Origin of the sequence: Rhodococcus sp. NPDC060084, assembly GCF_042730335.1 — a bacterium.
Taxonomy (GTDB): Bacteria; Actinomycetota; Actinomycetes; order Mycobacteriales; family Mycobacteriaceae; genus Rhodococcus.
Window position 1 is genome coordinate 23,882 of record NZ_JBHWWX010000035.1, and the last position, 21,089, is coordinate 44,970.

A 21,089-nucleotide genomic window follows, 5' to 3' on the forward strand; every position below is an offset into this window, starting at 1 on the left:
TCGGTGTTTTCGCTCGCCGATACGACATCCGTATCTGCGGTGATGGTCCGGAGAAAGGATAACGGGCGCGGCGCTAGTCTGGACGACGCAGGTACCGGACCACGAAGGCGGCCACCAGGGCGCGAGTGTGCAGGACACAGCGGAGGCGTGTTGGCGGGGCAGGAAAAGATCAAGAAGCAGGGTTCGTTGGTCACACGTCGGCGCCGGAACATCCGGATCCTGTTCGGTATCTGGGCCGCCGGTTTTCTCGCACTCGTCGTGGGCGGCGCATTTGCCGTCTACGACGTGCGCACCACTGCCAGCGCGACGATCGCGCCCGCTCCCGCACCGGTCGTCGCGGACCCCGCGGTCGCGCCGGTGGCGGACGATGCCCCGGCTCCGGTCCCCGCGGCCCTGGCCGCCGCGCTCGACGCAGCCGTGAAGAACCCGGCGCTCGGATCGTTCACCGGATCGGTCACCGATGCGGCCACCGGGACCGTCCTGTGGTCCCAGGACCCGGACCGGCCGATGACACCCGCATCCACGACGAAGATCCTCACCACCGCGGCCGCGTTGCTCGGCCTGCCCAGCGATCACCGCATCACGACGCGGGTGGTCGAGGGCTCCCGTCCCGGCGAGATCGTCCTCGTCGCGGGTGGCGACCCCACCCTCACCGCTCAGCCCGTCGGCGAAGACGGTTTCTACCCCGGTGGTCCCCGCATCGCCGATCTCGCGCAGCAAATCCAGCGCAGCGGAGCCGTCGTCGACACCGTGGTCGTCGATGTCGGGATCTTCAGCGGAGACCCGCTCGCGGTCGGATGGGACGCCACCGATGTCGGGGACGGGTTCGTCGCACCCATCGAACCGGTGATGCTCGACGGGGGACGCCTGCGGCCGCTCGAAGACGAGTCGCCGCGTTCGGCTACTCCTGCGCTCGACGCCGGGCGAGCGCTCGCCGCCGCACTCGGCGCCGATCCCGAGAAGGTCACGATCGGGACGGCCTCACCGGGTACAGCGCCCATGGCATCGGTTCAGTCCGCACCGCTGCGGACACGACTGGAACAAATGGTGCAGCATTCCGACAACGTGCTCGCCGAAACCATCGGACGGGAAATCGCGATCTCGTCGGGTAGCGCGCCCACGTTCACCGGTGCCGTCGAAGCTGTGACCCGCACTCTTCAGGGCGCCGGGATCGACACCTCCGGAGTCACGCTTCAGGACCTCAGCGGCCTGTCCCTCGACAACCGCATCCCGGCGCGGGTCCTCGACTCGATCGTCGCGCGCGCCGCCGGCCCGGACGCTCCGGCCCTGCGTCCGATGCTCGATTACCTGCCGGTCGCGGGTGCCACCGGCACGCTCAGCGACCGCTACGGCACCACTGCCCGTGCCGGAGCCGGGTGGGTCCGCGCGAAAACAGGCACACTGAGTCTTGTGAGCGGGCTTACGGGATACGTCGTGGACGTCGATGGCCGGGTACTGACGTTCGCACTCATGTCGAACGATCGGTTCCCCAACGAAGCACGACCCGCGCTGGACGACGTCGCGGCCGTACTCCGGGGATGCGGCTGCCGATGAGCGAACAGGAGCGGGGCATCGGCGACGCGATCGACTGGGAGTTCGCGGCGGGTGTCGGTGCCCGGCTCACGCGCTCCGGCCCCGCGATGTCGGGGTATACCCGTGACGCCGCCATCGAGGAGCTGTACGCGGCGGCGGAGCGCGCCGAAGGCCCGGTGCGTGAGCAGACCGGGATGGGCGACGGGACGGTGCCGCCGCCCGCGCGCGTCGTGGATCGCCCCGACTGGGTGCGGGCCGCGGCGGAGTCGATGGCGGACCTCACCGGGTCCGACCGGAGCGGGAGCTGGCTCGGTAAGCCCGCGGGCGCGCAGGCAGGCGCGATGCTCGCGTACCTCGCGTCGGCCGTCCTCGGTCAGTACGACCCGTTCTCGCGCACGCTGCTGCTCGTCGCACCCAACGTCGTCGCCGTCGAGCGCGCACTGAAGGTGCCGACCTCGGACTTCCGCCTGTGGGTGTGTCTGCACGAGGTCACCCACCGCGTGCAGTTCGAGCAGGCTCCCTGGATGGCGGACATCATGCGCGAGTCCACCGCCGAACTCACGGCAGCGGTCGACGAGCCGATGGGTGAGGTCGTGAGCAGGTTCGTGGCCGCCGCCCGCGATCTGCGCACTCCGGGCGAGAAGCCGATGTCGCAACGCGGCATGGTCGGACTGCTGCGTGCCACGCAGGCGGAACCGCAACGCGAATCGCTCGACCGGATGCTGGCGCTCGGAACGCTGCTCGAAGGCCACGCCGATCACGTCATGGACGGGGTGGGGCCGTCCGTCGTTCCGTCGGTGGCACGGATCCGCCGTGCGTTCGACAGCCGGCGTCGCCGCAACGGAAACCCGATCCACCGCGTGATCCGCGTCGTTCTCGGCGTGGACGCGAAGATGGCGCAGTACGTGCACGGCAAGAGGTTCGTCGACGCCGTCGTCGCGAAGGCCGGCATGGCGCAGTTCAACGCGGTGTGGTCCGGCCCCGACGCGCTCCCGACCCTCACGGAGATCGATCACCCGGACGCCTGGATCGCACGGGTGCTGGGCTGACCGTGCCGCCCGCTCCGCGACTGCCCGAACTGCCCGCAATCCACGAGGTCCGGCTGGCGGTGCGCGCCTGGCTGTCCACGCACGACGTGCGCGCGGTGGCCGTCGCGCTGTCCGGTGGCGCCGACTCCGCAGCGCTGACAGCGGCGGCCGTGGCCGAGGCCGACGAGGTGCACGCCGTCGTCGTCGACCATCGTCTGCAAGAGGGCTCGTCGGACGTCGCCGCGCGCGCCGCCGATTTCGCGCGTGCGCGTGGGTGCGCCTCCGTCCGGGTGGTGGCCGTGGACGTTACCGGCCCCGGAGGGCTGGAGGCGGCTGCTCGTACCGCCCGGTACAGGGCCCTCGACGAGGCGCGCGGCGGAATGCCGGTCCTGCTCGGCCACACTCTCGACGACCAAGCCGAGACGGTCCTCCTCGGTCTCGGCCGCGGTTCGGGGCTTCGCTCGATCTGCGGAATGGCGCCGTTCGACGCCCCGTGGGGGAGACCCCTGCTCGGCGTACGGAGAAGCGTCACCCGGCGCGCATGCGGCGAACTCGGTTACCTCCCGTACGAGGATCCCCACAACGCGGACCCGCGATTCACTCGCGTCCGATTGCGGACCGAGGCCCTCCCGATGCTCGAGGAGATCCTCGGTGGCGGAGTCGCCGCGGCGCTCGCTCGCACCGCCGCGCAACTTCGGGACGACGGGGAGGCGCTCGACGAAGCGGCTGCCGGCCTGCTGGCCCGTGCCGCGACCCCGCGCGAGCCCGCGGCCGACTGCTCACTCGATGTGACGGTGCTCACCGATGCACCCGCCGCGGTCCGCCGCCGGGCGGTTCGCTTGTGGCTGCTCGGACGCGGTGCACCCGCGCCGAACGACAAGTCGCTGCGCGCAATCGACGATCTGGTGGTGCTCTGGCACGGGCAGGGGCCCGTCGCGGTGGGCCGGGGTCCGGGAGCGGGGACCAGGTTGGTGGTGCTGCGTCGGCGTGGCAGGCTGAGTATGGAGTTCGTCGACCAGCAGCGGTGCGCGGACGACTGACGGAAGGTGGGTAGAACCCGGTGTACGAAGGTGACATTGCCTCGGTGCTGATCTCCGAGGAGCAGATCGCAGAGCGGACGGCCGAACTGGCAGCCTCGATTGCGGAGCGATACCCCGAGGGCGCCCCGGAGGGTGATCTCCTGCTCATCGGTGTGCTCAAAGGCGCGATCTTCTTCATGACCGACTTCGCCCGAGCCCTGCCGATCCCGGCCCAGATGGAATTCATGGCGGTGAGCTCGTACGGTTCCTCGACCTCGTCCTCCGGTGTGGTCCGGATTCTCAAGGACCTCGACAAGGACATCGCCGGCCGCAACGTCCTGATCGTCGAGGACATCATCGACTCGGGTCTGACGCTGTCCTGGCTGATCCGCAACCTGTCGACGCGCAACCCGGCGTCGCTCGAGGTCGTCACCCTGCTGCGCAAGCCCGACGCCCAGAAGATCGACGTCGAGGTCAAGGACGTCGGCTTCGACATCCCCAACGAGTTCGTCGTCGGGTACGGACTCGACTACGACGAGCGGTACCGGGACCTGCCCTACATCGGCACTCTCCACCCGAAGGTCTACAGCAGCTGACACCTGCGCGGTGGGAGTGCAGACGCCGCAGATGAACCGTCCGCAGCCTCGCTGTGGGTGGGAACAAGGGACACCGCCGGTTCGTTGTCTGTTCGAACGACCTGCTGCGACTCCGCGGCGGTTCGTCGTCACGCGGTAACCTTGCGGTGCCTGGTTGGTCACTGCTCGCGAAACCGCGACCGCACCGGGTGTAGCGCCCTCGACACGACACCGATGACGTCACTATCGAAAGGACCGGCCGGCCGGGCCGAACCTGTATGAACCGCAAGACAGTGTTCCGTAATCTGGCGATTGTCGCCGGCATCCTGTTGGTCATCTACGCCTTCAGCTACTTCGGCGACGACACGCGCGGCTTCACGAAGGTGGACACGTCTGTCGCGATCTCCCAGCTCGAGGCGAAAAACGTCAGCGAGGCGCGCATCGACGACCGTGAGCAGCAGCTCCGGTTGTGGCTGAACAACGGCGACGATGCGACCGAGGGCAGTACCGAGATCATCGCGAAGTACCCCGCGTCGGCATCGGAGCAGATCTTCGATCTGGTCGGTGATTCCGGCGTGCCGAAGTACAACACGCAGGTCACCCAGGAGAGCTGGCTGACGTCGATCCTGCTGTTCGTGGTGCCGATGGCCATCCTGCTGGTGGTGTTCTTCCTCGTCATGAGCCGTATGCAGGGCGGTGGCCGCGGCGGGATGATGGGCTTCGGCAAGTCTCGTGCCAAGCAGCTGACCAAGGACATGCCCAAGACGACGTTCAACGACGTCGCGGGTGCGAACGAGGCCGTCGAAGAGCTGTACGAGATCAAGGACTTCCTGCAGAACCCGAGCCGGTACCAGGCGCTCGGCGCCAAGATTCCGAAGGGCGTGCTGCTGTACGGCCCTCCCGGCACGGGTAAGACGCTGCTCGCGCGCGCTGTCGCAGGCGAGGCCGGCGTGCCGTTCTTCACGATCTCCGGTTCGGACTTCGTCGAGATGTTCGTCGGCGTCGGTGCCTCCCGCGTGCGCGACCTGTTCGAGCAGGCCAAGCAGAACGCGCCCTGCATCATCTTCGTCGACGAGATCGACGCCGTCGGCCGTCAGCGTGGTGCGGGCCTCGGCGGTGGCCACGACGAGCGCGAACAGACTCTCAACCAGCTGCTCGTCGAGATGGACGGCTTCGGTGACCGCTCCGGCATCATCGTCATGGCCGCCACCAACCGGCCCGACATCCTCGACCCCGCGTTGCTGCGCCCAGGTCGTTTCGACCGTCAGATCCCGGTGAGCAATCCGGATCTCGCCGGTCGCCGCGCGATCCTCGCGGTGCATTCCAAGGGCAAGCCGATCGACCCGAACGCCGACCTCGGCGGTCTCGCCAAGCGCACCGTGGGCATGTCCGGTGCCGACCTGGCGAACGTCGTGAACGAAGCAGCCCTGCTCACCGCCCGCGAGAACGGCACGGTCATCACCGAGGCGACGCTCGAAGAGGCCGTGGACCGCGTGATCGGCGGGCCGCGCCGCAAGAGCCGCATCATCAGCGAATACGAGAAGAAGATCACCGCGTACCACGAGGGCGGTCACACGCTCGCCGCGTGGGCGATGCCCGACATCGAGCCGGTGTACAAGGTCACGATTCTGGCCCGTGGGCGCACGGGCGGGCACGCCATGACGGTGCCCGAGGACGACAAGGGCCTGATGACCCGGTCCGAGATGATCGCGCGCCTGGTCATGGCGATGGGTGGCCGCGCCGCCGAAGAGCTGATCTTCCGCGAGCCCACCACCGGTGCTTCGTCGGACATCGATCAGGCGACGAAGATCGCCCGCGCGATGGTCACCGAGTACGGCATGAGCGCGAAGCTCGGCGCCGTCCATTACGGCCAGGAGCAGGGCGACCCGTTCCTCGGACGGTCGATGGGGAACCAGACCGACTACTCGCACGAGGTGGCCCGCGAGATCGACGAAGAGGTCCGCAACCTCATCGAGGCTGCGCACACCGAGGCATGGTCGATTCTCAACGAGTACCGCGACGTCCTCGACGTGCTCGCGGGCGAGTTGCTCGAGCACGAGACGCTCACCCGCAAGGACCTCGAGCGGATTCTCGCCGATGTCCACAAGCGCCCGCGCATCACCGCGTTCAACGATTTCGGTGACCGTATCCCGTCCGACAAGCCGCCGATCAAGACGCCGCGCGAACTCGCAGAAGAGCGTGGCGAGCCGTGGCCGGCGGAGCCGCCGAGCCTGACGAAGCCGCCGCAGCCGCAGCCGCAGCACCAGCAGCCGCAGCACCAGCCGGACCCGCACGGCTCCAACGGTCGGCCGCAGCACGGCGACGACCGGCAGCCGCAGTACCCGGGTGCGCCCCAGCCGGCGCAGCCGCAGTCGGCGCAGCCCCAGTACCCGGGTGCCCAGCCGCAGTACCCCGGCGCCGCGCCCGCGGAGCCGCAGTACCAGCCGTCGGCTCCCGGAAACGGGTACGGCCGGCCTCAGCCTCAGCCGATCCCGGCGTCCGAGCCGCTGCCCGGATTCCCGCCGGCGCCGTACCCGGGTGGACCCCGGCACGCGACCCGACCCGATTACGGCGCCCCCGCCGGCTGGTCGGCACCGGGCTGGCCGCCGGAGGAACAGCAGGACGAGCGCGGAACCTTCCGGGGCGGTTACCCCGATTGGACCCGCACGGGATCCGACAACTCCGATGAACAACGGGACGAGGGACATCCGACCCCCGAACCGCCACCCACGCAGCCGTGGGAAGGGCCGTCCGGCCAGCGTTGAGACGACGAGCAACTTCAAGAGTGGAGGACTGGCGGGTGTCGGTTGATCACGTGGGTACCGCAGCGGGTTCCGGTATGGACGACGATGACGTGGTGTCGCAGACGCTGAGTGTGGAGGCGGGGCGAGTTTTCGACCAGCCACGCGCCGAGGCGGCCGTGCGGGAACTGCTCATCGCCGTGGGCGAGGATCCTGAACGGGAAGGTCTGCGCGACACCCCGGCGCGCGTTGCACGGGCATATCGCGAGGTGTTCGCGGGCCTGTTCACCAACCCCGACGAGGTTCTCAACACCACTTTCGACGAGGGACACCGGGAACTCGTGCTGGTGCGCGACATCCCGATGTACTCGACGTGTGAACACCACCTGGTGTCCTTCCACGGCGTCGCGCACGTCGGCTACATTCCCGGCCCGACCGGTCGCGTCACGGGTCTGTCGAAGCTCGCACGCGTGGTCGACCTCTACGCGAAGCGCCCGCAGGTGCAGGAGCGCCTCACCAGTCAGATCGCCGACGCACTGGTGCGCAAGCTCGAGCCGCGCGGAGTGATCGTCGTCGTGGAGGCCGAACATCTCTGCATGGCGATGCGCGGCATCCGGAAGCCCGGGGCGAGCACGACCACGTCGGCTGTACGTGGATTGCTCCAGACGAGTTCGGCGTCGCGCGCCGAGGCCCTGGACCTCATCCTGCGCCGGTGAGCGTGTTCGAGGCCGAGCAGCGGCCGATCGTGATGGGCGTACTCAACGTGACCAGCGATTCGTTTTCGGACGGCGGGCGCTATCTCGACCGCGAGTCGGCCATCGCACGCGGACTCGAACTCCGTGACCTCGGCGTCGACATCGTCGACGTCGGAGGCGAATCGACACGTCCCGGCGCGATGCGCATCGATCCCCAGGTCGAGGCGGATCGAGTCACGCCGGTCATCGAAGCTCTCACGGCGGAAGGCATCCGTACGAGTGTCGACACGATGCGCGCGTCGGTCGCCGAGGCCGCGATCACCGCGGGTGTGACGATCGTCAACGATGTGTCCGGCGGGCGCGCCGACAGCGACATGGCGTCGGTGGTGGCGTCCGCGGGCGTGCCGTGGATCCTCATGCACTGGCGTCCCACCGGTGGGTTCGTCCACGCGGGTGGGTCCGCGCATTACGACGACGTGGTGACCGAGGTGCGCGACGAGCTGCTCACCCAGGTCGACGTCGCCGTCGCCGCGGGCGTCGACCCGTCGAAGATCGTTCTCGACCCCGGACTCGGATTCGTGAAGCAACCGGACCACAACTGGCAACTCCTCCACGGCCTTCCGGAGCTGAACGCGCTCGGTTTTCCCGTGCTGATCGGTGCCTCCCGCAAGCGCTTCCTCGGATCCTTGCTCGCGTCACCCGACGGCGCAGTGCGTCCGCCCGCGGGTCGTGAAGTCGCGACGGCCGTGGTGTCGGCGCTCGCCGCGACCCACGGCGCGTGGGGAGTGCGCGTGCACGACGTGCAGGCTTCGCGTGACGCGCTCGCGGTGGTTCGGGCATGGCAGCACGGCGGTGCGGAGAGGATGCACGTATGAGCGACCGGATCGAACTGCGGGGACTACGGGTCCGCGGCACCCACGGAGTGTTCGACCACGAGAAGCGTGACGGACAGGATTTTCTCGTCGACATCGTGGCGTGGCTCGACCTCGCTCCGGCTGCGGCGAGCGACGATCTCGCCGACACGCTGCACTACGGCGAACTCGCCGAAGCCGCCGCCGCCGTCATCGCCGGCCCGGGACGCGACCTCATCGAGACAGTGGCCGGGGAAATCGCCGACGGCGTGCTCGCCGACCCACGGGTGTCGCGCGTAGAAGTCACGCTCCACAAGCCGTCGGCGCCGATACCGCTGACGTTCTCGGACGTCGCCGTGGTGGTCGATCGGACCCGGAGCGTGTCGTGAGCCGGGCCGTGCTGTCGATCGGGTCCAACATCGGCGACCGCGAGGCGCATCTGCGCTCGGTCGTCGAGGCACTGGGACGGCGTGCCGTGGCCGTCTCCGCGGTGTATTCGACGGCGCCCTGGGGCGGCGTCGAGCAACAGGACTTTCTCAACGCGGTGATCGTCGCGGAGGACGCCGCTTTCGCACCGGACGACTGGTTGCGGTTCGGCCGCGAATGCGAAGCGGCGGCCGAGCGGGTACGCCTCGAGCGGTGGGGTCCGCGCAGCCTCGACGTCGACGTCGTGTCGTGCGACGCGGGCGACGGAGAGGTGCTCAGCGACGATCCCGAGTTGACGCTCCCACACCCGCGGGCACACCAGAGGGCCTTCGTGCTCGTGCCGTGGCTCGACGTGGAACCCGACGCGGTGCTCACCGTGGAAGGGGAGACCCGCCGTGTCGACGACTGGCTCGACGGACTCGAGGCGGCGGAGCGTGACGGCGTGCACCGCACCGATCTGAACTTGACCGGCACCGGCGTGGGGGAACAGGCACGATGAAACCGACCCGGGTTCGCGATCTGCTCGCGCTGGCCGTGCTGGCGGCGGTCATCACCTGGTTGCTCGTGCGCACGCTGTACGGCTCTCTGCCGGCCATCCCGGTATATGCCGGAGCGTCGCTGTACGTGGCGGCGGTGATCGAGGTGGTCCTCGCGTTCGTCATCCGTTCGCGGGTCGGTAAGCACGAGATCGGGGAGGGCCCCGGCCGGATCCACCCGATCACGGTTGCGCGTTCCGTCGCCCTGGCGAAGGCGTCCGCGCTCGTCGGAGCGGCCAGTACGGGCGTATGGGCCGGATTCCTGCTCTTCCTTCTGCCGGAGCGCGCCGAAGTCCGCGCCGCCATGGAAGACACGTCCGGCGCAGTCGTCGGGGCAGTTGCCGGTGTGGCTCTTGTGGCTGCTGCGCTGTGGCTCGAATACTGTTGCAAGGCACCGGAGGACCCCGACGAGCCGAACGAGCCCGCGACCTGACGGCCGCTGTGGCGGGACGATCCGTGCCGCCGAACGGATTTCGCTGAGACGGGCGGGCATCGCTGGTTCGACCTGGGAAGACACGTAGTCTGGTAAGTATGGTTTCCCCGGGACGAGAGAACAGAAATCGTCGTCCGTGGCGCAGTACCGGATCCATGATCGTCGCCGGTTTGCTTGCCTTGGCCATGATCGCGTCCCTGCTGTTGGTTGTCAGCGACAGCGTGCAGGTTCTGCGTATCGCGGTGGTCGTGGCACTGTGGGCGGCCACCGTCGGCGCGATTGCGATGACCAAGTACCGCCGCGAGTCGGCGCTGGAAAAGGCCAAGGTCGACGACCTCAAGACGGTGTACGACCTTCAGCTCGAACGCGAGATCTCCGCGCGCCGCGAGTACGAACTGACGGTCGAGGAAAAGGTTCGGTCGGACCTGCGCATCGACGCCGAAGAAATGGCAGCGCTGCGTCATGAGCTCGCGACACTTCGCCGCAATCTCGAAGTGCTGTTCGACGGTCGGCTTCCCGACGAGAACGTGGCACTCGGAGGGCAGGCGGATCGTCGGCGCGAACTCGACGCCACGACACGTGTCACGGCGCCGCGACCGTCCGGACCGGCGTTTGCGTCGCCCGACGACGAGCCGCTCACAGCGGAGACGATCACGGTGGGCTCGCCGGAGGAGCGCGCCGAGACACCGCCTGCCGGGACACCGCCTGCCGAGACACTGCCCACCCAGGCACCGCCCGCCGAGACACCGCCCACCCAGGCACAGCCCACCGGGGTGCGCCCGCAGCCTGCCGATGTGCACACCGCAGCGGCCGAGCCCCCGACCGGCCGACGCGGCCGCCGCCGCGCGGAGGGTGCCCATTCCGAGGGCCGGAGCGTCGCGGAAATTCTCGCCGCACTCTCGTCCGAACGCTGATCCGCGCGCCACGTCGCGGGACGGTACCGGCTGGTCACAGCCGGGTGAGGCGCAGATCACTCCTTTCCGTCGTGGCGGGCGCCGAGCGCAGCGCGCTATTGTCGGGCGAACGTCCGGTACCCGCTGAGCGGGACTGGAACGAATGAGAGGACTCCCGTGAATTCCTTCGGGATCACCAACGCGCCTGCGCCTGCCCGCCTATCGGTCGGTGTCGTTTCCGCAGGTCGCGTGGGCACCGCACTGGGCGCGGCGCTCGAGCGCGTCGGCCACGTGGTCGTGGCCTGTTCGGCGGTGTCCGAGGTCTCGAAGCATCGCGCGAGTGTTCGCCTTCCAGACTCCGAGATACTGCCCGTCGACGAGGTCGCCGGCCGCTGCAATCTGCTTCTCCTCGCCGTTCCGGACACCGAACTCGAATCGCTGGTGGCAGGACTGGCCGCCACCTCCGTCGTCAAGCCGGGCACGATCGTCCTGCACGTATCCGGTGCCCACGGCATCAATATTCTCGCGCCGCTCGCGGAGCAGGGCGCAGTGCCGCTCGCGGTTCACCCCGCGATGACGTTCACCGGGCACGACGAAGACACCGCCCGCCTCGCGTCCACCTGTTTCGGCATCACCGCAGCCGACGAGATCGGCTACGCGATCGCGCAGGCACTCGTCCTCGAGATCGGTGGCGAACCGGTCCGGGTCTCCGAGCAGATGCGGCCGCTCTATCACGCAGCGCTTGCCCACGGCAGCAACCACCTGGTCACGCTTGTCGCCGACGCAGTCGAAGCGCTGCGAGTCGCGCTCGCCGGTGACGAGTTGCTCGGTCAGCAGATCGTGGACGGTGCACCGGGCGGAGTCGCCGAACGAGTCCTTCAACCTCTGCTCACCGCCGCGTTGGACAACGTGCTGCGGCGAGGACCGTCCGCGCTCACGGGTCCGGTGGCCCGCGGCGACGCGGACACGGTCGCTACACACCTGCAGGTACTCGACGATGCCGACCCGCAGATCGCGGCGGGGTACCGCGCTATGTCGCTGCGGTCGGCGCAGCGCACCGGCTCGAAGCCGGAACTGATGGAAATTCTCGAAAGGGCTGATCACGGTGAGTGAAGCGCGACAGGGCGGTTACGTGCGTGGAGAAACCACCGTGCACCACAATCCCGAGGACCTGAGAAAGGTCACCAAGGCGTTGCGCAGTGTGGGCCGGACGGTCGCACTCGTACCCACGATGGGTGCGCTGCACTCCGGGCACCTGGAACTGGTGAAGCAGGCGAAGCTCACGGGCGCGGTGGTCGTCGTGTCGATCTTCGTCAACCCCCTTCAGTTCGGTCCCGGCGAGGATCTCGATGCCTACCCCCGCACGCTCGACGCAGACCTCGAACTGCTCCGGGATGCCGGCGTGGAACTCGTGTTCGCTCCCACGGCTACGGCGATGTACCCGAACGGACCGCGCACCACGATCCACCCGGGCCCGCTCGGTTCGGAACTCGAAGGTGCTTCGCGGCCCGGCCATTTCGCCGGCATGCTCACCGTTGTCGCCAAACTGCTGCAGATCGTCGCGCCCAACTCCGCGTACTTCGGGGAGAAGGACTACCAGCAACTGGCGTTGATCCGGCAGATGGTGACAGACCTGAACTTCGATGTTCGGATCGTGGGTGTGCCCACCGTCCGTGAGGCCGACGGGCTCGCCCTGTCCTCGCGCAACCGCTACCTCTCCGAGCAGGAGCGCGAGATCGCAACCACGCTGTCGGCTGCGCTCGTCGCCGGCGCACACGCGGCTGCCGGTGGACCGGACGCCATCCTGGCGGCAGCGCGAGACGTACTCGCGTCCGCTCCTGAGATCGAGGTGGACTACCTCGAGGTGCGTGGCGCCGATCTCGGACCCGCCCCCGAACGAGGCGACGGCCGGTTGCTCGTCGCCGCACGACTCGGTACCACCCGGCTGATCGACAACGTCGGTGTCGCCGTCGGTACCGGGTTTCTCGAACGCGCGGTCGGGCAGGTAGATCCCACCGTCGCCGACGACCTGTTGACCCGCTGACCGAGTTCGCGAAACCAGAAGGAAGCCGAGGACGAACATGTTCCGCACCATGATGAAGTCGAAGATCCACCGCGCCACGGTGACCCATGCGGACCTGCATTACGTCGGTTCGGTGACCGTCGATCAGGACCTGATGGACGCGGCGGACCTGCTGGAGGGAGAGCAGGTGTGCATCGTCGACATCGACAACGGCAACCGTCTCGAGACGTATGTGATCGCGGGGGAGCGCGGGTCGGGCGTCATCGGAATCAACGGTGCCGCGGCGCGTCTGGTCAGTCCCGGTGATCTGGTCATTCTCATCGCCTACGGCGTGATGAACGAGCAGGAATGCAAGGACTACAACCCGAGCGTCGTGTTCGTCGATGCCGACAATCGTCCGGTGGAACTCGGCAACGATCCGGCGCACGCACCCGAGGGATCCGGTCTCATCACCCCCCGGATGCTGTCCACACTCGACGCACCGTCCCTGGTGTAGACATGCTCCTCGCCGTCGACGTCCGGAACACCAACATCGTTCTGGGCGTCTTCACGGGCAGCGGGACGCATTCGAAACTGCTGTGCGACCGGCGCGTGCGCACGGACCCGAAGATGACAGCCGACGAACTGGCTCTGCTCTTCCGGGGACTGCTCGGTGACGACGTCGACCGGATCACCGGCGTCGCCGCGTTGTCCACCGTGCCGTCGGTGCTGCGCGAGTTACGGATCATGCTGGGGCGCTACTGGTCGCAGGTGCCGCACGTGGTCGTCGAGCCGGGCGTCCGGACCGGAGTGCCGTTGCTCGTCGACAACCCCAAAGAGGTCGGCGCCGACCGCATCGTCAACAGCCTTGCGGCCCATCACTTCTACGGCTCTCCGTGTGTCATCGTGGACTTCGGTACATCCACGTGTGTCGACGTCGTGTCCGCCAAGGGCGAGTTCCTCGGTGGCGCCATCGCGCCCGGCGTGGAAATCGCGATGGACGCCCTGGCATCTCAGTCCGCGGCGCTCCGGAAAGTCGAATTGGTCCGGCCCCGCGGCGTTCTCGGGAAGAACACCGTCGAGTGCATGCAGTCCGGCGCGGTCTTCGGTTTCGCCGGCATGGTCGACGGTCTCGTGCGTCGGGTGTGCGCGGAGGTGCCCGGATTCGGAGCCGACGACGTCGCGGTGATCGGGACAGGAGACAGCGCGCCGTTGATCATGCCCGAATCGCGGACGCTCGAGCACCACGAGCCCGATCTCACCCTCGAAGGGCTGCGCCTGGTCTTCGAACGTAATCAGGTGAGACGCGCTACACGTGCCACGGGTTCCACCGGACGCGGTTCTGTGTAAAGATGCTTCCGTGATCCGTTGCATGAGCGCCCAGGAGTGTTGTCGAGGCTGACGCCTGCCTCGACTGTCGACACTTCCTGGGAGATTTCTCATGCGCGCTGCGCTGCTCGATTCTGCTTCTCTTTCTTCTGCCCCCATCGCTCTGTTTCCGCTGGCGGTCGAACGCACCTATCCGACCGAACTCGCCGCGGCCGTTGCGCGCGGCGCTGTCGTCGTGGACATCCGCCGGCATTCCGAACGGGCCGCCCAGGGCACATTGCCCGGTGCGCTGGCGATCGACGCGGCACTCGTGCCGGAGCGGCTCGACCCCACCCACCCGAATCACCTCGCAATGGCCACCGGCTACGACAAGGAGTGGATCCTTGTCTCCGCATACGGTGCCGACACCGACCGTGTCGTGCTCGACCTGCGCCGACGCGGGCTGCGGGGTGCAACCGCGCTCGTGGGCGGTTACGCCGCCGTCAAATCGGCGAATCTCGTCGACGCGGTCACCGTGGCCCGGCATGTCGCCGAAGACGTGGCGCGCGTCACCGCACACTGACTCTGCCGCACGCGGTGCGGTAGCTGCGGGATAAAAGCCCAGGGCTTTCGGATAGTCTGGTTACCCGTGAGTGATGCCAGTGTTCAGCAGCCCGACGATACCCCCGAGCAGATCCGGGTCCGCCGCGACAAGCGCGAACGACTCTTGGCGGAGGGTAAGGACGCCTATCCGGTCGTCGTGCCCCGGACACACACCCTGGCGCAGATCCGCGCCGCGTATCCCGACCTCGAACCCGACGCCACAACCGGCGAACAGGTGGGCGTGGTCGGACGCATCATCTTCCTCCGCAACACCGGCAAGCTCTGCTTCGCCACCTTGCAGGAGGGCGACGGCACTCAGCTTCAGGTCATGATCAGTCTCGCCGGTGTGGGAGAAGACGCTCTCGCGGCATGGAAGGCAGAGACCGACCTCGGCGACTTCGTGTTCGTCCACGGTGAGGTCATCAGCTCGCGCCGCGGCGAACTCAGCGTCATGGCCGACTCCTGGAGCATGGCGTCGAAGGCGCTGCGCCCGCTGCCGGTCGCGCACAAGGAGATGAACGAGGAGACACGCGTTCGTCAGCGTTACGTCGACCTCATCGTCCGCCCCGACGCCCGCCGGAACGCGCGGATGCGGGTCGCGGTGGTGCGCGAACTGCGCAATGCTCTCGAGCGCCGCGATTTCCTCGAGGTCGAGACGCCGATGCTCCAGACGTTGCACGGTGGTGCCGCCGCGCGGCCGTTCGTCACCCATTCGAACGCACTCGACATGGACTTGTTCCTGCGCATCGCTCCCGAGTTGTTCCTCAAGCGCTGCGTCGTCGGTGGGATCGAGAAGGTCTTCGAGATAAACCGGAATTTCCGCAACGAGGGTGCGGACTCCACCCACTCACCCGAATTCTCGATGCTGGAAACCTACGAGGCGTACGGCACCTACGACGATTCGGCGAAGATGATCCGCGAGGTCATCCAGGAAGTCGCGATGGCGGCGTTCGGCAGCCATGTGGTCACTCTGGCCGACGGCACCGAATACGACTTCGGCGGTGAATGGAAGACCCTCGAAATGTACCCGTCTCTGTCGCAGGCGATCGGCTCCGAGGTGACTCCGGAAACCACGGTCGACGAATTGAAGGCCCTCGCGGGACGTGTCGGTCTCGAGGTTCCGGAGGGCAAGGGCTGGGGCCACGGCAAGCTCGTCGAGGAACTCTGGGAGCACATGTGCGGCGACCAGTTGTACACGCCGACTTTCGTGCGTGATTTCCCGGTGGAGACATCGCCTCTCACGCGCGATCACCGCTCGGTGAAGGGCGTCACCGAGAAATGGGATCTCTACGTTCGCGGTTTCGAACTCGCCACGGGTTACTCGGAACTCGTGGATCCGGTGATCCAGCGTGAGCGTTTCGTCGATCAGGCGCGGCTCGCGTCGGCCGGCGACGACGAGGCGATGGTTCTCGACGAAGATTTCCTCTCGGCCATGGAACAGGGAATGCCGCCGACGACGGGGACGGGAATGGGAATCGACCGTCTGCTGATGGCGCTGACCGGCCTGGGAATCCGGGAAACAATCCTGTTTCCGATTGTTCGTCCGACCACGCGTTAATTCCACCCACCGAGTTTCGTATTGCCATGGGTTAATTCCGGGGTATCGTGGTCCTGTCCCGGGGGGGACCGCTTTCTTCATTCGAGAGGATTCTCAACACATGGCAAAGAAGGTCACCGTCACTCTGATCGACGATGTGGACCAGGAAACGGCCGCAGATGAATCGGTGGAGTTCGGACTCGATGGAGTTACCTACGAGATCGACCTGTCCGAAGAGAATGCTGCCAAGTTGCGCGACCAGTTGGAATTCTGGATCGAGCACGCACGAAAGGTGGGGGGCCGCAAGCGCGGCAAGGTCGGTCCGTCGACCACTCCCACCACGCGCAAGCCCGCACGGGCCGGCTCGGATCGTGAACAGACTGCCGCAATTCGTGAATGGGCGCGGAACAACGATTGGCCGGTCTCCGCGCGCGGCCGCATCTCCGCCGAAATCGTGGAAGCTTACAACCAGGCCCACTAGGAATTCCGACGCAGGAGTGATCCCGCGGGGGCGTCGTCACCTGGTGGCGGCGCCTCTGTGCACGTCAGGGCTCGGACCCGGCGGTGTGGGGTCCTCTGTTTTGCACAACACATTTCTGGGGGACCTAACCGTGCCGGAGTAGGATTCGCAGGATGGTTGACAGAGTGCTCGAGCCGGGAAAAACGTGTTGGCGCACCGCACGTGCGGCCAATCTTACTTCGATCGTCGACGCCGCCACCTATTTCCATCACGTGAAATCCGCGATGCTCAGCGCGAAAAAACGGATCATACTCATCGGCTGGGATTTCGACACCCGGATCCAATTCGAACCGGACGGCAAGACCCTCGAGGGCCCGAACAGGCTCGGCGCTTTTCTGAAGTGGCTGCCGCGCCACCGTCCCGACCTCGAGGTCTATCTGCTGAAGTGGAATATCGGGGCCTTCAGCGCCCTCGGCCGTGGGATGACGCCTGTGTTCGTACTCGACTGGTTCACCGACTCACGGCTACACCTCGAGATCGACGGTGCGCACCCGGTGGGTGCCGCACACCACCAGAAGATCATCGTCGTCGACGACGAAATCGCGTTCTGCGGTGGAATCGACATGACCGTCGATCGGTGGGACACCTCCGACCACGCGGACCGGAGCCGATACCGCCGGGAACCGACCGGCAAGCGCTACGGCCCGTGGCACGACGTCACCACTGCGGTGGACGGCGAGGCCGCGCGAGCGCTGGGCGAACTGGCCCGAGCGCGCTGGAAGGCCGCTACCGGCGAAGAACTCGGACCCGTCGAAGGAACCGAACCGATCTGGCCCGAGGGACTCGAGCCGACCGTGCGCGACGTCGACGTCTCGATCGCGCGTACGTTGCCGACGTACGGCGATCAGGAGGGCGTCCACGAGATCGAAGCGCTGTACCTCGCCATCATCGAGAACACACGCAGCACCCTGTATCTGGAGAGCCAGTACCTGGCATCGCGCACCCTCGCGGAGGCGCTCGCGGCGCGACTGCAGGGACCGGACGGCCCCGAAATCGTGCTCGTACTTCCGCGCAACGCCGACGGCTGGCTCGAACAGAAGGCGATGGACGGCGCCCGGCGTGCTCTTCTCCACCTGCTGTGGGACGCCGACGTGCACGGCCGCTTCGGCGCGTACTACCCGGTGACCGAGGGCGGCAACCCGATCTACGTCCATGCGAAGGTCGTCGTGATGGACGAGAGCGTCTTGCGAATCGGTTCGTCGAACCTCAACAACCGTTCCATGGGATTCGACACCGAGTGTGATCTCGCGATCGAAGCAGCAGAACCCGGGGACCGGGTGGGCAGGGCCGCGGTCGACCTGCGCAACACGCTGCTCGCCGAGCACCTCGGCGTGGACGTCGGAAAAATCGAGGAAGCCACGGCGGACGGGGGCTCGCTGCTCGCGGCGGTCGAGCGCTTCCGCGGGCCGGGCCGTTCGCTGCGTCCCTTCGAACCCGCTACCGTGGATGGGGAGGACAGCGTGCTCGCCGAGAGCAGCCTCGCGGACCCGGAGCGTGCCCCGCGCAGCCTCGGAAGGCGTCTACAGCGCGTCCTCGCAGGCTGACGGCCTGTTCGCTTCTGGCGTACAGCTTGCGGAAACGTATCTGCCACGTGCAGCGTTACAACCTATAGCCGGGTTTTTCCCCAACCTCCGAAGGGTAGAGGGAGAGCGGGTCGATACCACGCCAACTAGAGTGTGCAGTGGGAACGTGGAACCTTCACCGGTTCCGATGAACGACTCGAGTGCCGGAGCTAAGAGCGGCAGCAGAGATCCGGGACGATCGCGTATCGGATTCTGCGGCCGGAGAGTGTGAGGGAGTGCGATGTTCGAAAGGTTCACCGATCGCGCGCGGCGCGTCGTTGTCCTGGCTCAAGAAGAGGCCAGGATGCTCAACCACAACTACATCGGCACGGAGCACATCCTCCTCGGCCTCATCCACGAGGGTGAGGGTGTGGCGGCGAAGTCTCTCGAGTCGTTGGGGATCTCCCTCGAAGGTGTCCGGAGCCAGGTCGAAGAGATCATCGGCCAGGGTCAGCAGGCACCGTCCGGGCATATTCCTTTCACTCCGCGTGCCAAGAAGGTACTCGAGCTGAGCCTGCGCGAAGCGCTGCAGCTCGGCCACAACTACATCGGTACCGAGCACATCCTGCTCGGGCTGATCCGCGAGGGTGAAGGCGTGGCCGCTCAGGTCCTCGTCAAGCTCGGCGCCGACCTCAACCGGGTCCGGCAGCAGGTCATCCAGCTGCTCTCCGGTTACCAGGGCAAGGAACCCGCGGAATCCGGCACGAGCCGCGGCGAGTCCGGCACCCCGTCGACATCCCTCGTCCTCGATCAGTTCGGCCGCAACCTCACGCAGGCCGCGCTCGAAGGCAAGCTCGATCCGGTCATCGGCCGGGCCAAGGAAATCGAGCGGGTCATGCAGGTGCTCTCGCGCCGCACCAAGAACAACCCGGTGCTGATCGGTGAGCCCGGTGTCGGTAAGACCGCCGTCGTCGAAGGCCTCGCGCAGGCCATCGTGAACGGTGAGGTCCCCGAGACCCTCAAGGACAAGCAGCTCTACACGCTCGACCTGGGCTCGCTCGTCGCCGGCAGCCGTTACCGCGGTGACTTCGAGGAACGCCTCAAGAAGGTGCTCAAGGAGATCAACAGCCGCGGCGACATCATCCTGTTCATCGACGAGCTGCACACGCTCGTCGGCGCAGGTGCCGCCGAAGGCGCGATCGACGCCGCGTCGATCCTGAAGCCGAAGCTCGCCCGTGGTGAGCTGCAGACCATCGGTGCGACCACCCTCGACGAGTACCGCAAGTACATCGAGAAGGATGCCGCCCTCGAGCGTCGCTTCCAGCCGGTCCAGGTCGGCGAGCCGACGGTCGAGCACACCATCGAGATCCTCAAGGGACTCCGGGACCGGTACGAGGCGCACCACCGCGTCTCGATCACCGACAAGGCGCTCGTCGCATCCGCGACGCTCGCCGACCGGTACATCAACGACCGCTTCCTGCCGGACAAGGCGATCGACCTCATCGACGAGGCGGGCGCGCGCATGCGCATCCGCCGGATGACCGCACCGCCGGACCTGCGCGAGTTCGACGACCGGATCGCCGACGCCCGTCGCGAGAAGGAATCGGCGATCGACGCGCAGGACTTCGAAAAGGCTGCAAGCCTGCGCGACAAGGAGAAGCAGCTCGTCGCGCAGCGTGCCGAGCGTGAGAAGCAGTGGCGTGCGGGCGACCTCGACGTGATCGCAGAGGTCGACGAGGAGCAGATCGCAGAGGTTCTCGCGAACTGGACCGGTATCCCCGTGTTCAAGCTCACCGAGGAGGAGACCACCCGTCTGCTCCGCATGGAAGACGAGCTGCACAAGCGGATCATCGGCCAGGAGGACGCGGTCAAGGCTGTCGCGAAGGCGATCCGGCGTACGCGTGCCGGGCTCAAGGACCCGAAGCGTCCGTCCGGTTCGTTCATCTTCGCCGGTCCGTCCGGTGTCGGTAAGACCGAGCTCTCCAAGGCGCTGGCGAACTTCCTCTTCGGTGAGGACGACGCGCTCATCCAGATCGACATGGGTGAGTTCCACGACCGGTTCACCGCGTCGCGTCTGTTCGGTGCGCCCCCCGGCTACGTCGGATACGAAGAGGGCGGCCAGCTCACCGAGAAGGTGCGCCGCAAGCCGTTCTCGGTGGTGCTCTTCGACGAGATCGAGAAGGCCCACCAGGAGATCTACAACACGCTCCTGCAGGTCCTCGAAGACGGTCGTCTCACCGACGGTCAGGGACGCACGGTGGACTTCAAGAACACGGTGCTGATCTTCACGTCGAACCTCGGTACGTCGGACATCTCGAAGGCTGTCGGCCTGGGCTTCACCCACGGCAGCGACAGCGGGTCCAACTACGAGCGGATGAAGAACAAGGTCAACGACGAGCTCAAGAAGCACTTCCGGCCCGAATTCCTCAACCGTATCGACGACATCATCGTCTTCCACCAGCTGACGAAGGATCAGATCATCCAGATGGTCGATCTGATGATCGGACGCGTGGAGAAGCAGCTGAAGAACAAGGACATGGGCATCGAGCTCACCGAGAAGGCGAAGTCGCTGCTCGCGAAGCGCGGATTCGACCCGGTCCTGGGCGCTCGTCCGCTCCGCCGCACCATCCAGCGCGAGATCGAGGATCAGCTCTCCGAGAAGATCCTGTTCGGCGAGATCGGCTCCGGCCATATCGTCCTCGTCGACGTCGAGAACTGGGACGGCGAAGGCGCCGGCGAGAACGCGAAGTTCACGTTCACGCCGAGCGAGAAGCCGGCCGAGGTGCCCGACACCCCGGCGGTCGTCATGGCGAAGACCCCCGAAGGGGAGCCGGAAGCCTGACATCGCGGTTCCGATAGACACGCCGAGGGGCGGTACCCGTACGGG

The 21,089-nt window shown here is 67.1% G+C and carries 20 protein-coding genes; all 20 read left to right on the forward strand.

Annotated features, from left to right (window positions below; all coding sequences use genetic code 11):
* Positions 1 to 147 precede the first annotated feature (147 nt).
* The 20 genes from dacB to ACFWBU_RS16695 all read left to right on the forward strand — a co-directional run bounded on the left by dacB (position 148) and on the right by ACFWBU_RS16695 (position 21,044).
* Positions 148 to 1,554 (forward strand): D-alanyl-D-alanine carboxypeptidase/D-alanyl-D-alanine-endopeptidase, encoded by a 1,407-nt coding sequence (gene dacB, locus ACFWBU_RS16600; RefSeq protein ID WP_378528766.1) that lies wholly within the window; start codon positions 148 to 150, stop codon positions 1,552 to 1,554.
* Positions 1,551 to 2,582 (forward strand): zinc-dependent metalloprotease, encoded by a 1,032-nt coding sequence (locus ACFWBU_RS16605; protein WP_378528767.1) that lies wholly within the window; start codon positions 1,551 to 1,553, stop codon positions 2,580 to 2,582. Before dacB ends, ACFWBU_RS16605 begins: the two co-directional genes overlap by 4 nt.
* A complete protein-coding gene (gene tilS, locus ACFWBU_RS16610) occupies positions 2,558 to 3,601 on the forward strand; it encodes a tRNA lysidine(34) synthetase TilS (protein ID WP_378528775.1) in 1,044 nt (347 codons plus the stop codon). Before ACFWBU_RS16605 ends, tilS begins: the two co-directional genes overlap by 25 nt.
* Before the next feature lie 20 nt (positions 3,602 to 3,621).
* A complete protein-coding gene (hpt, locus tag ACFWBU_RS16615; RefSeq protein ID WP_169622803.1) occupies positions 3,622 to 4,176 on the forward strand; it encodes a hypoxanthine phosphoribosyltransferase in 555 nt (184 codons plus the stop codon).
* 257 nt (positions 4,177 to 4,433) lie between these two features.
* Positions 4,434 to 6,920 (forward strand): ATP-dependent zinc metalloprotease FtsH, encoded by a 2,487-nt coding sequence (gene ftsH / locus ACFWBU_RS16620; protein ID WP_169622802.1) that lies wholly within the window; start codon positions 4,434 to 4,436, stop codon positions 6,918 to 6,920.
* Between the two features lie 74 nt (positions 6,921 to 6,994).
* On the forward strand, positions 6,995 to 7,612 hold the full coding sequence (gene folE / locus ACFWBU_RS16625) for a GTP cyclohydrolase I FolE (protein ID WP_206037364.1): 618 nt from the start codon (positions 6,995 to 6,997) through the stop codon (positions 7,610 to 7,612).
* Between the two features lie 32 nt (positions 7,613 to 7,644).
* Positions 7,645 to 8,466: a dihydropteroate synthase gene (gene folP / locus ACFWBU_RS16630; RefSeq protein ID WP_378528776.1), complete on the forward strand. Its 822-nt coding sequence runs from the start codon at positions 7,645 to 7,647 to the stop codon at positions 8,464 to 8,466.
* Positions 8,463 to 8,831: a dihydroneopterin aldolase gene (gene folB, locus ACFWBU_RS16635; RefSeq protein WP_169622799.1), complete on the forward strand. Its 369-nt coding sequence runs from the start codon at positions 8,463 to 8,465 to the stop codon at positions 8,829 to 8,831. Before folP ends, folB begins: the two co-directional genes overlap by 4 nt.
* Positions 8,828 to 9,367, forward strand: a complete 540-nt coding sequence (folK, locus tag ACFWBU_RS16640) for a 2-amino-4-hydroxy-6-hydroxymethyldihydropteridine diphosphokinase (protein WP_378528768.1) — start codon at positions 8,828 to 8,830, stop codon at positions 9,365 to 9,367. The genes folB and folK overlap by 4 nt, the downstream gene beginning before the upstream one ends.
* A complete protein-coding gene (locus tag ACFWBU_RS16645) occupies positions 9,364 to 9,837 on the forward strand; it encodes a DUF3180 domain-containing protein (RefSeq protein WP_169653251.1) in 474 nt (157 codons plus the stop codon). Before folK ends, ACFWBU_RS16645 begins: the two co-directional genes overlap by 4 nt.
* Positions 9,838 to 9,935: 98 nt before the next feature.
* Positions 9,936 to 10,751, forward strand: a complete 816-nt coding sequence (locus tag ACFWBU_RS16650) for a DUF6779 domain-containing protein (RefSeq protein ID WP_378528769.1) — start codon at positions 9,936 to 9,938, stop codon at positions 10,749 to 10,751.
* Positions 10,752 to 10,907: 156 nt separating this feature from the next.
* Complete coding sequence (locus ACFWBU_RS16655) at positions 10,908 to 11,843, forward strand: Rossmann-like and DUF2520 domain-containing protein (protein WP_378528770.1); 936 nt, start codon at positions 10,908 to 10,910, stop codon at positions 11,841 to 11,843.
* Complete coding sequence (panC, locus tag ACFWBU_RS16660) at positions 11,836 to 12,774, forward strand: pantoate--beta-alanine ligase (RefSeq protein ID WP_169653253.1); 939 nt, start codon at positions 11,836 to 11,838, stop codon at positions 12,772 to 12,774. Before ACFWBU_RS16655 ends, panC begins: the two co-directional genes overlap by 8 nt.
* Positions 12,775 to 12,811: 37 nt before the next feature.
* The gene (gene panD, locus ACFWBU_RS16665) at positions 12,812 to 13,249 is read left to right on the forward strand and encodes an aspartate 1-decarboxylase (RefSeq protein WP_169622794.1); all 438 of its coding nucleotides are present in this window, start codon (positions 12,812 to 12,814) and stop codon (positions 13,247 to 13,249) included.
* Positions 13,250 to 13,251: 2 nt separating this feature from the next.
* A complete protein-coding gene (locus ACFWBU_RS16670) occupies positions 13,252 to 14,082 on the forward strand; it encodes a type III pantothenate kinase (RefSeq protein WP_169622793.1) in 831 nt (276 codons plus the stop codon).
* A 91-nt stretch (positions 14,083 to 14,173) separates the two neighbouring features.
* On the forward strand, positions 14,174 to 14,623 hold the full coding sequence (locus ACFWBU_RS16675; protein WP_378528771.1) for a rhodanese-like domain-containing protein: 450 nt from the start codon (positions 14,174 to 14,176) through the stop codon (positions 14,621 to 14,623).
* Positions 14,624 to 14,689: 66 nt separating this feature from the next.
* On the forward strand, positions 14,690 to 16,201 hold the full coding sequence (gene lysS, locus ACFWBU_RS16680; RefSeq protein ID WP_169622791.1) for a lysine--tRNA ligase: 1,512 nt from the start codon (positions 14,690 to 14,692) through the stop codon (positions 16,199 to 16,201).
* Between the two features lie 100 nt (positions 16,202 to 16,301).
* Entirely contained in the window at positions 16,302 to 16,661 is a 360-nt protein-coding gene (locus tag ACFWBU_RS16685) for an Lsr2 family protein (protein ID WP_169622790.1), read from the forward strand.
* 152 nt (positions 16,662 to 16,813) lie between these two features.
* A complete protein-coding gene (locus ACFWBU_RS16690) occupies positions 16,814 to 18,244 on the forward strand; it encodes a phospholipase D-like domain-containing protein (protein WP_378528772.1) in 1,431 nt (476 codons plus the stop codon).
* A 259-nt stretch (positions 18,245 to 18,503) separates the two neighbouring features.
* The gene (locus ACFWBU_RS16695; RefSeq protein WP_169622788.1) at positions 18,504 to 21,044 is read left to right on the forward strand and encodes an ATP-dependent Clp protease ATP-binding subunit; all 2,541 of its coding nucleotides are present in this window, start codon (positions 18,504 to 18,506) and stop codon (positions 21,042 to 21,044) included.
* The last annotated feature ends 45 nt before the right edge of the window (positions 21,045 to 21,089 follow it).

What these genes read in the sequence shown, in the direction of transcription:
- ACFWBU_RS16695 (WP_169622788.1), top strand. Translation starts at nt 18,504, where the DNA reads ATGTTCGAAAGGTTCACCGATCGCGCGCGGCGCGTCGTTGTCCTGGCT.
- ACFWBU_RS16685 (WP_169622790.1), top strand. Translation starts at nt 16,302, where the DNA reads ATGGCAAAGAAGGTCACCGTCACTCTGATCGACGATGTGGACCAGGAA.
- panD (WP_169622794.1), top strand. Translation starts at nt 12,812, where the DNA reads ATGTTCCGCACCATGATGAAGTCGAAGATCCACCGCGCCACGGTGACC.
- ACFWBU_RS16650 (WP_378528769.1), top strand. Translation starts at nt 9,936, where the DNA reads ATGGTTTCCCCGGGACGAGAGAACAGAAATCGTCGTCCGTGGCGCAGT.
- ACFWBU_RS16690 (WP_378528772.1), top strand. Translation starts at nt 16,814, where the DNA reads ATGGTTGACAGAGTGCTCGAGCCGGGAAAAACGTGTTGGCGCACCGCA.
- ACFWBU_RS16605 (WP_378528767.1), top strand. Translation starts at nt 1,551, where the DNA reads ATGAGCGAACAGGAGCGGGGCATCGGCGACGCGATCGACTGGGAGTTC.
- ACFWBU_RS16645 (WP_169653251.1), top strand. Translation starts at nt 9,364, where the DNA reads ATGAAACCGACCCGGGTTCGCGATCTGCTCGCGCTGGCCGTGCTGGCG.
- folE (WP_206037364.1), top strand. Translation starts at nt 6,995, where the DNA reads ATGGACGACGATGACGTGGTGTCGCAGACGCTGAGTGTGGAGGCGGGG.
- folP (WP_378528776.1), top strand. Translation starts at nt 7,645, where the DNA reads ATGGGCGTACTCAACGTGACCAGCGATTCGTTTTCGGACGGCGGGCGC.
- ftsH (WP_169622802.1), top strand. Translation starts at nt 4,434, where the DNA reads ATGAACCGCAAGACAGTGTTCCGTAATCTGGCGATTGTCGCCGGCATC.
- ACFWBU_RS16670 (WP_169622793.1), top strand. Translation starts at nt 13,252, where the DNA reads ATGCTCCTCGCCGTCGACGTCCGGAACACCAACATCGTTCTGGGCGTC.
- ACFWBU_RS16675 (WP_378528771.1), top strand. Translation starts at nt 14,174, where the DNA reads ATGCGCGCTGCGCTGCTCGATTCTGCTTCTCTTTCTTCTGCCCCCATC.
- folB (WP_169622799.1), top strand. Translation starts at nt 8,463, where the DNA reads ATGAGCGACCGGATCGAACTGCGGGGACTACGGGTCCGCGGCACCCAC.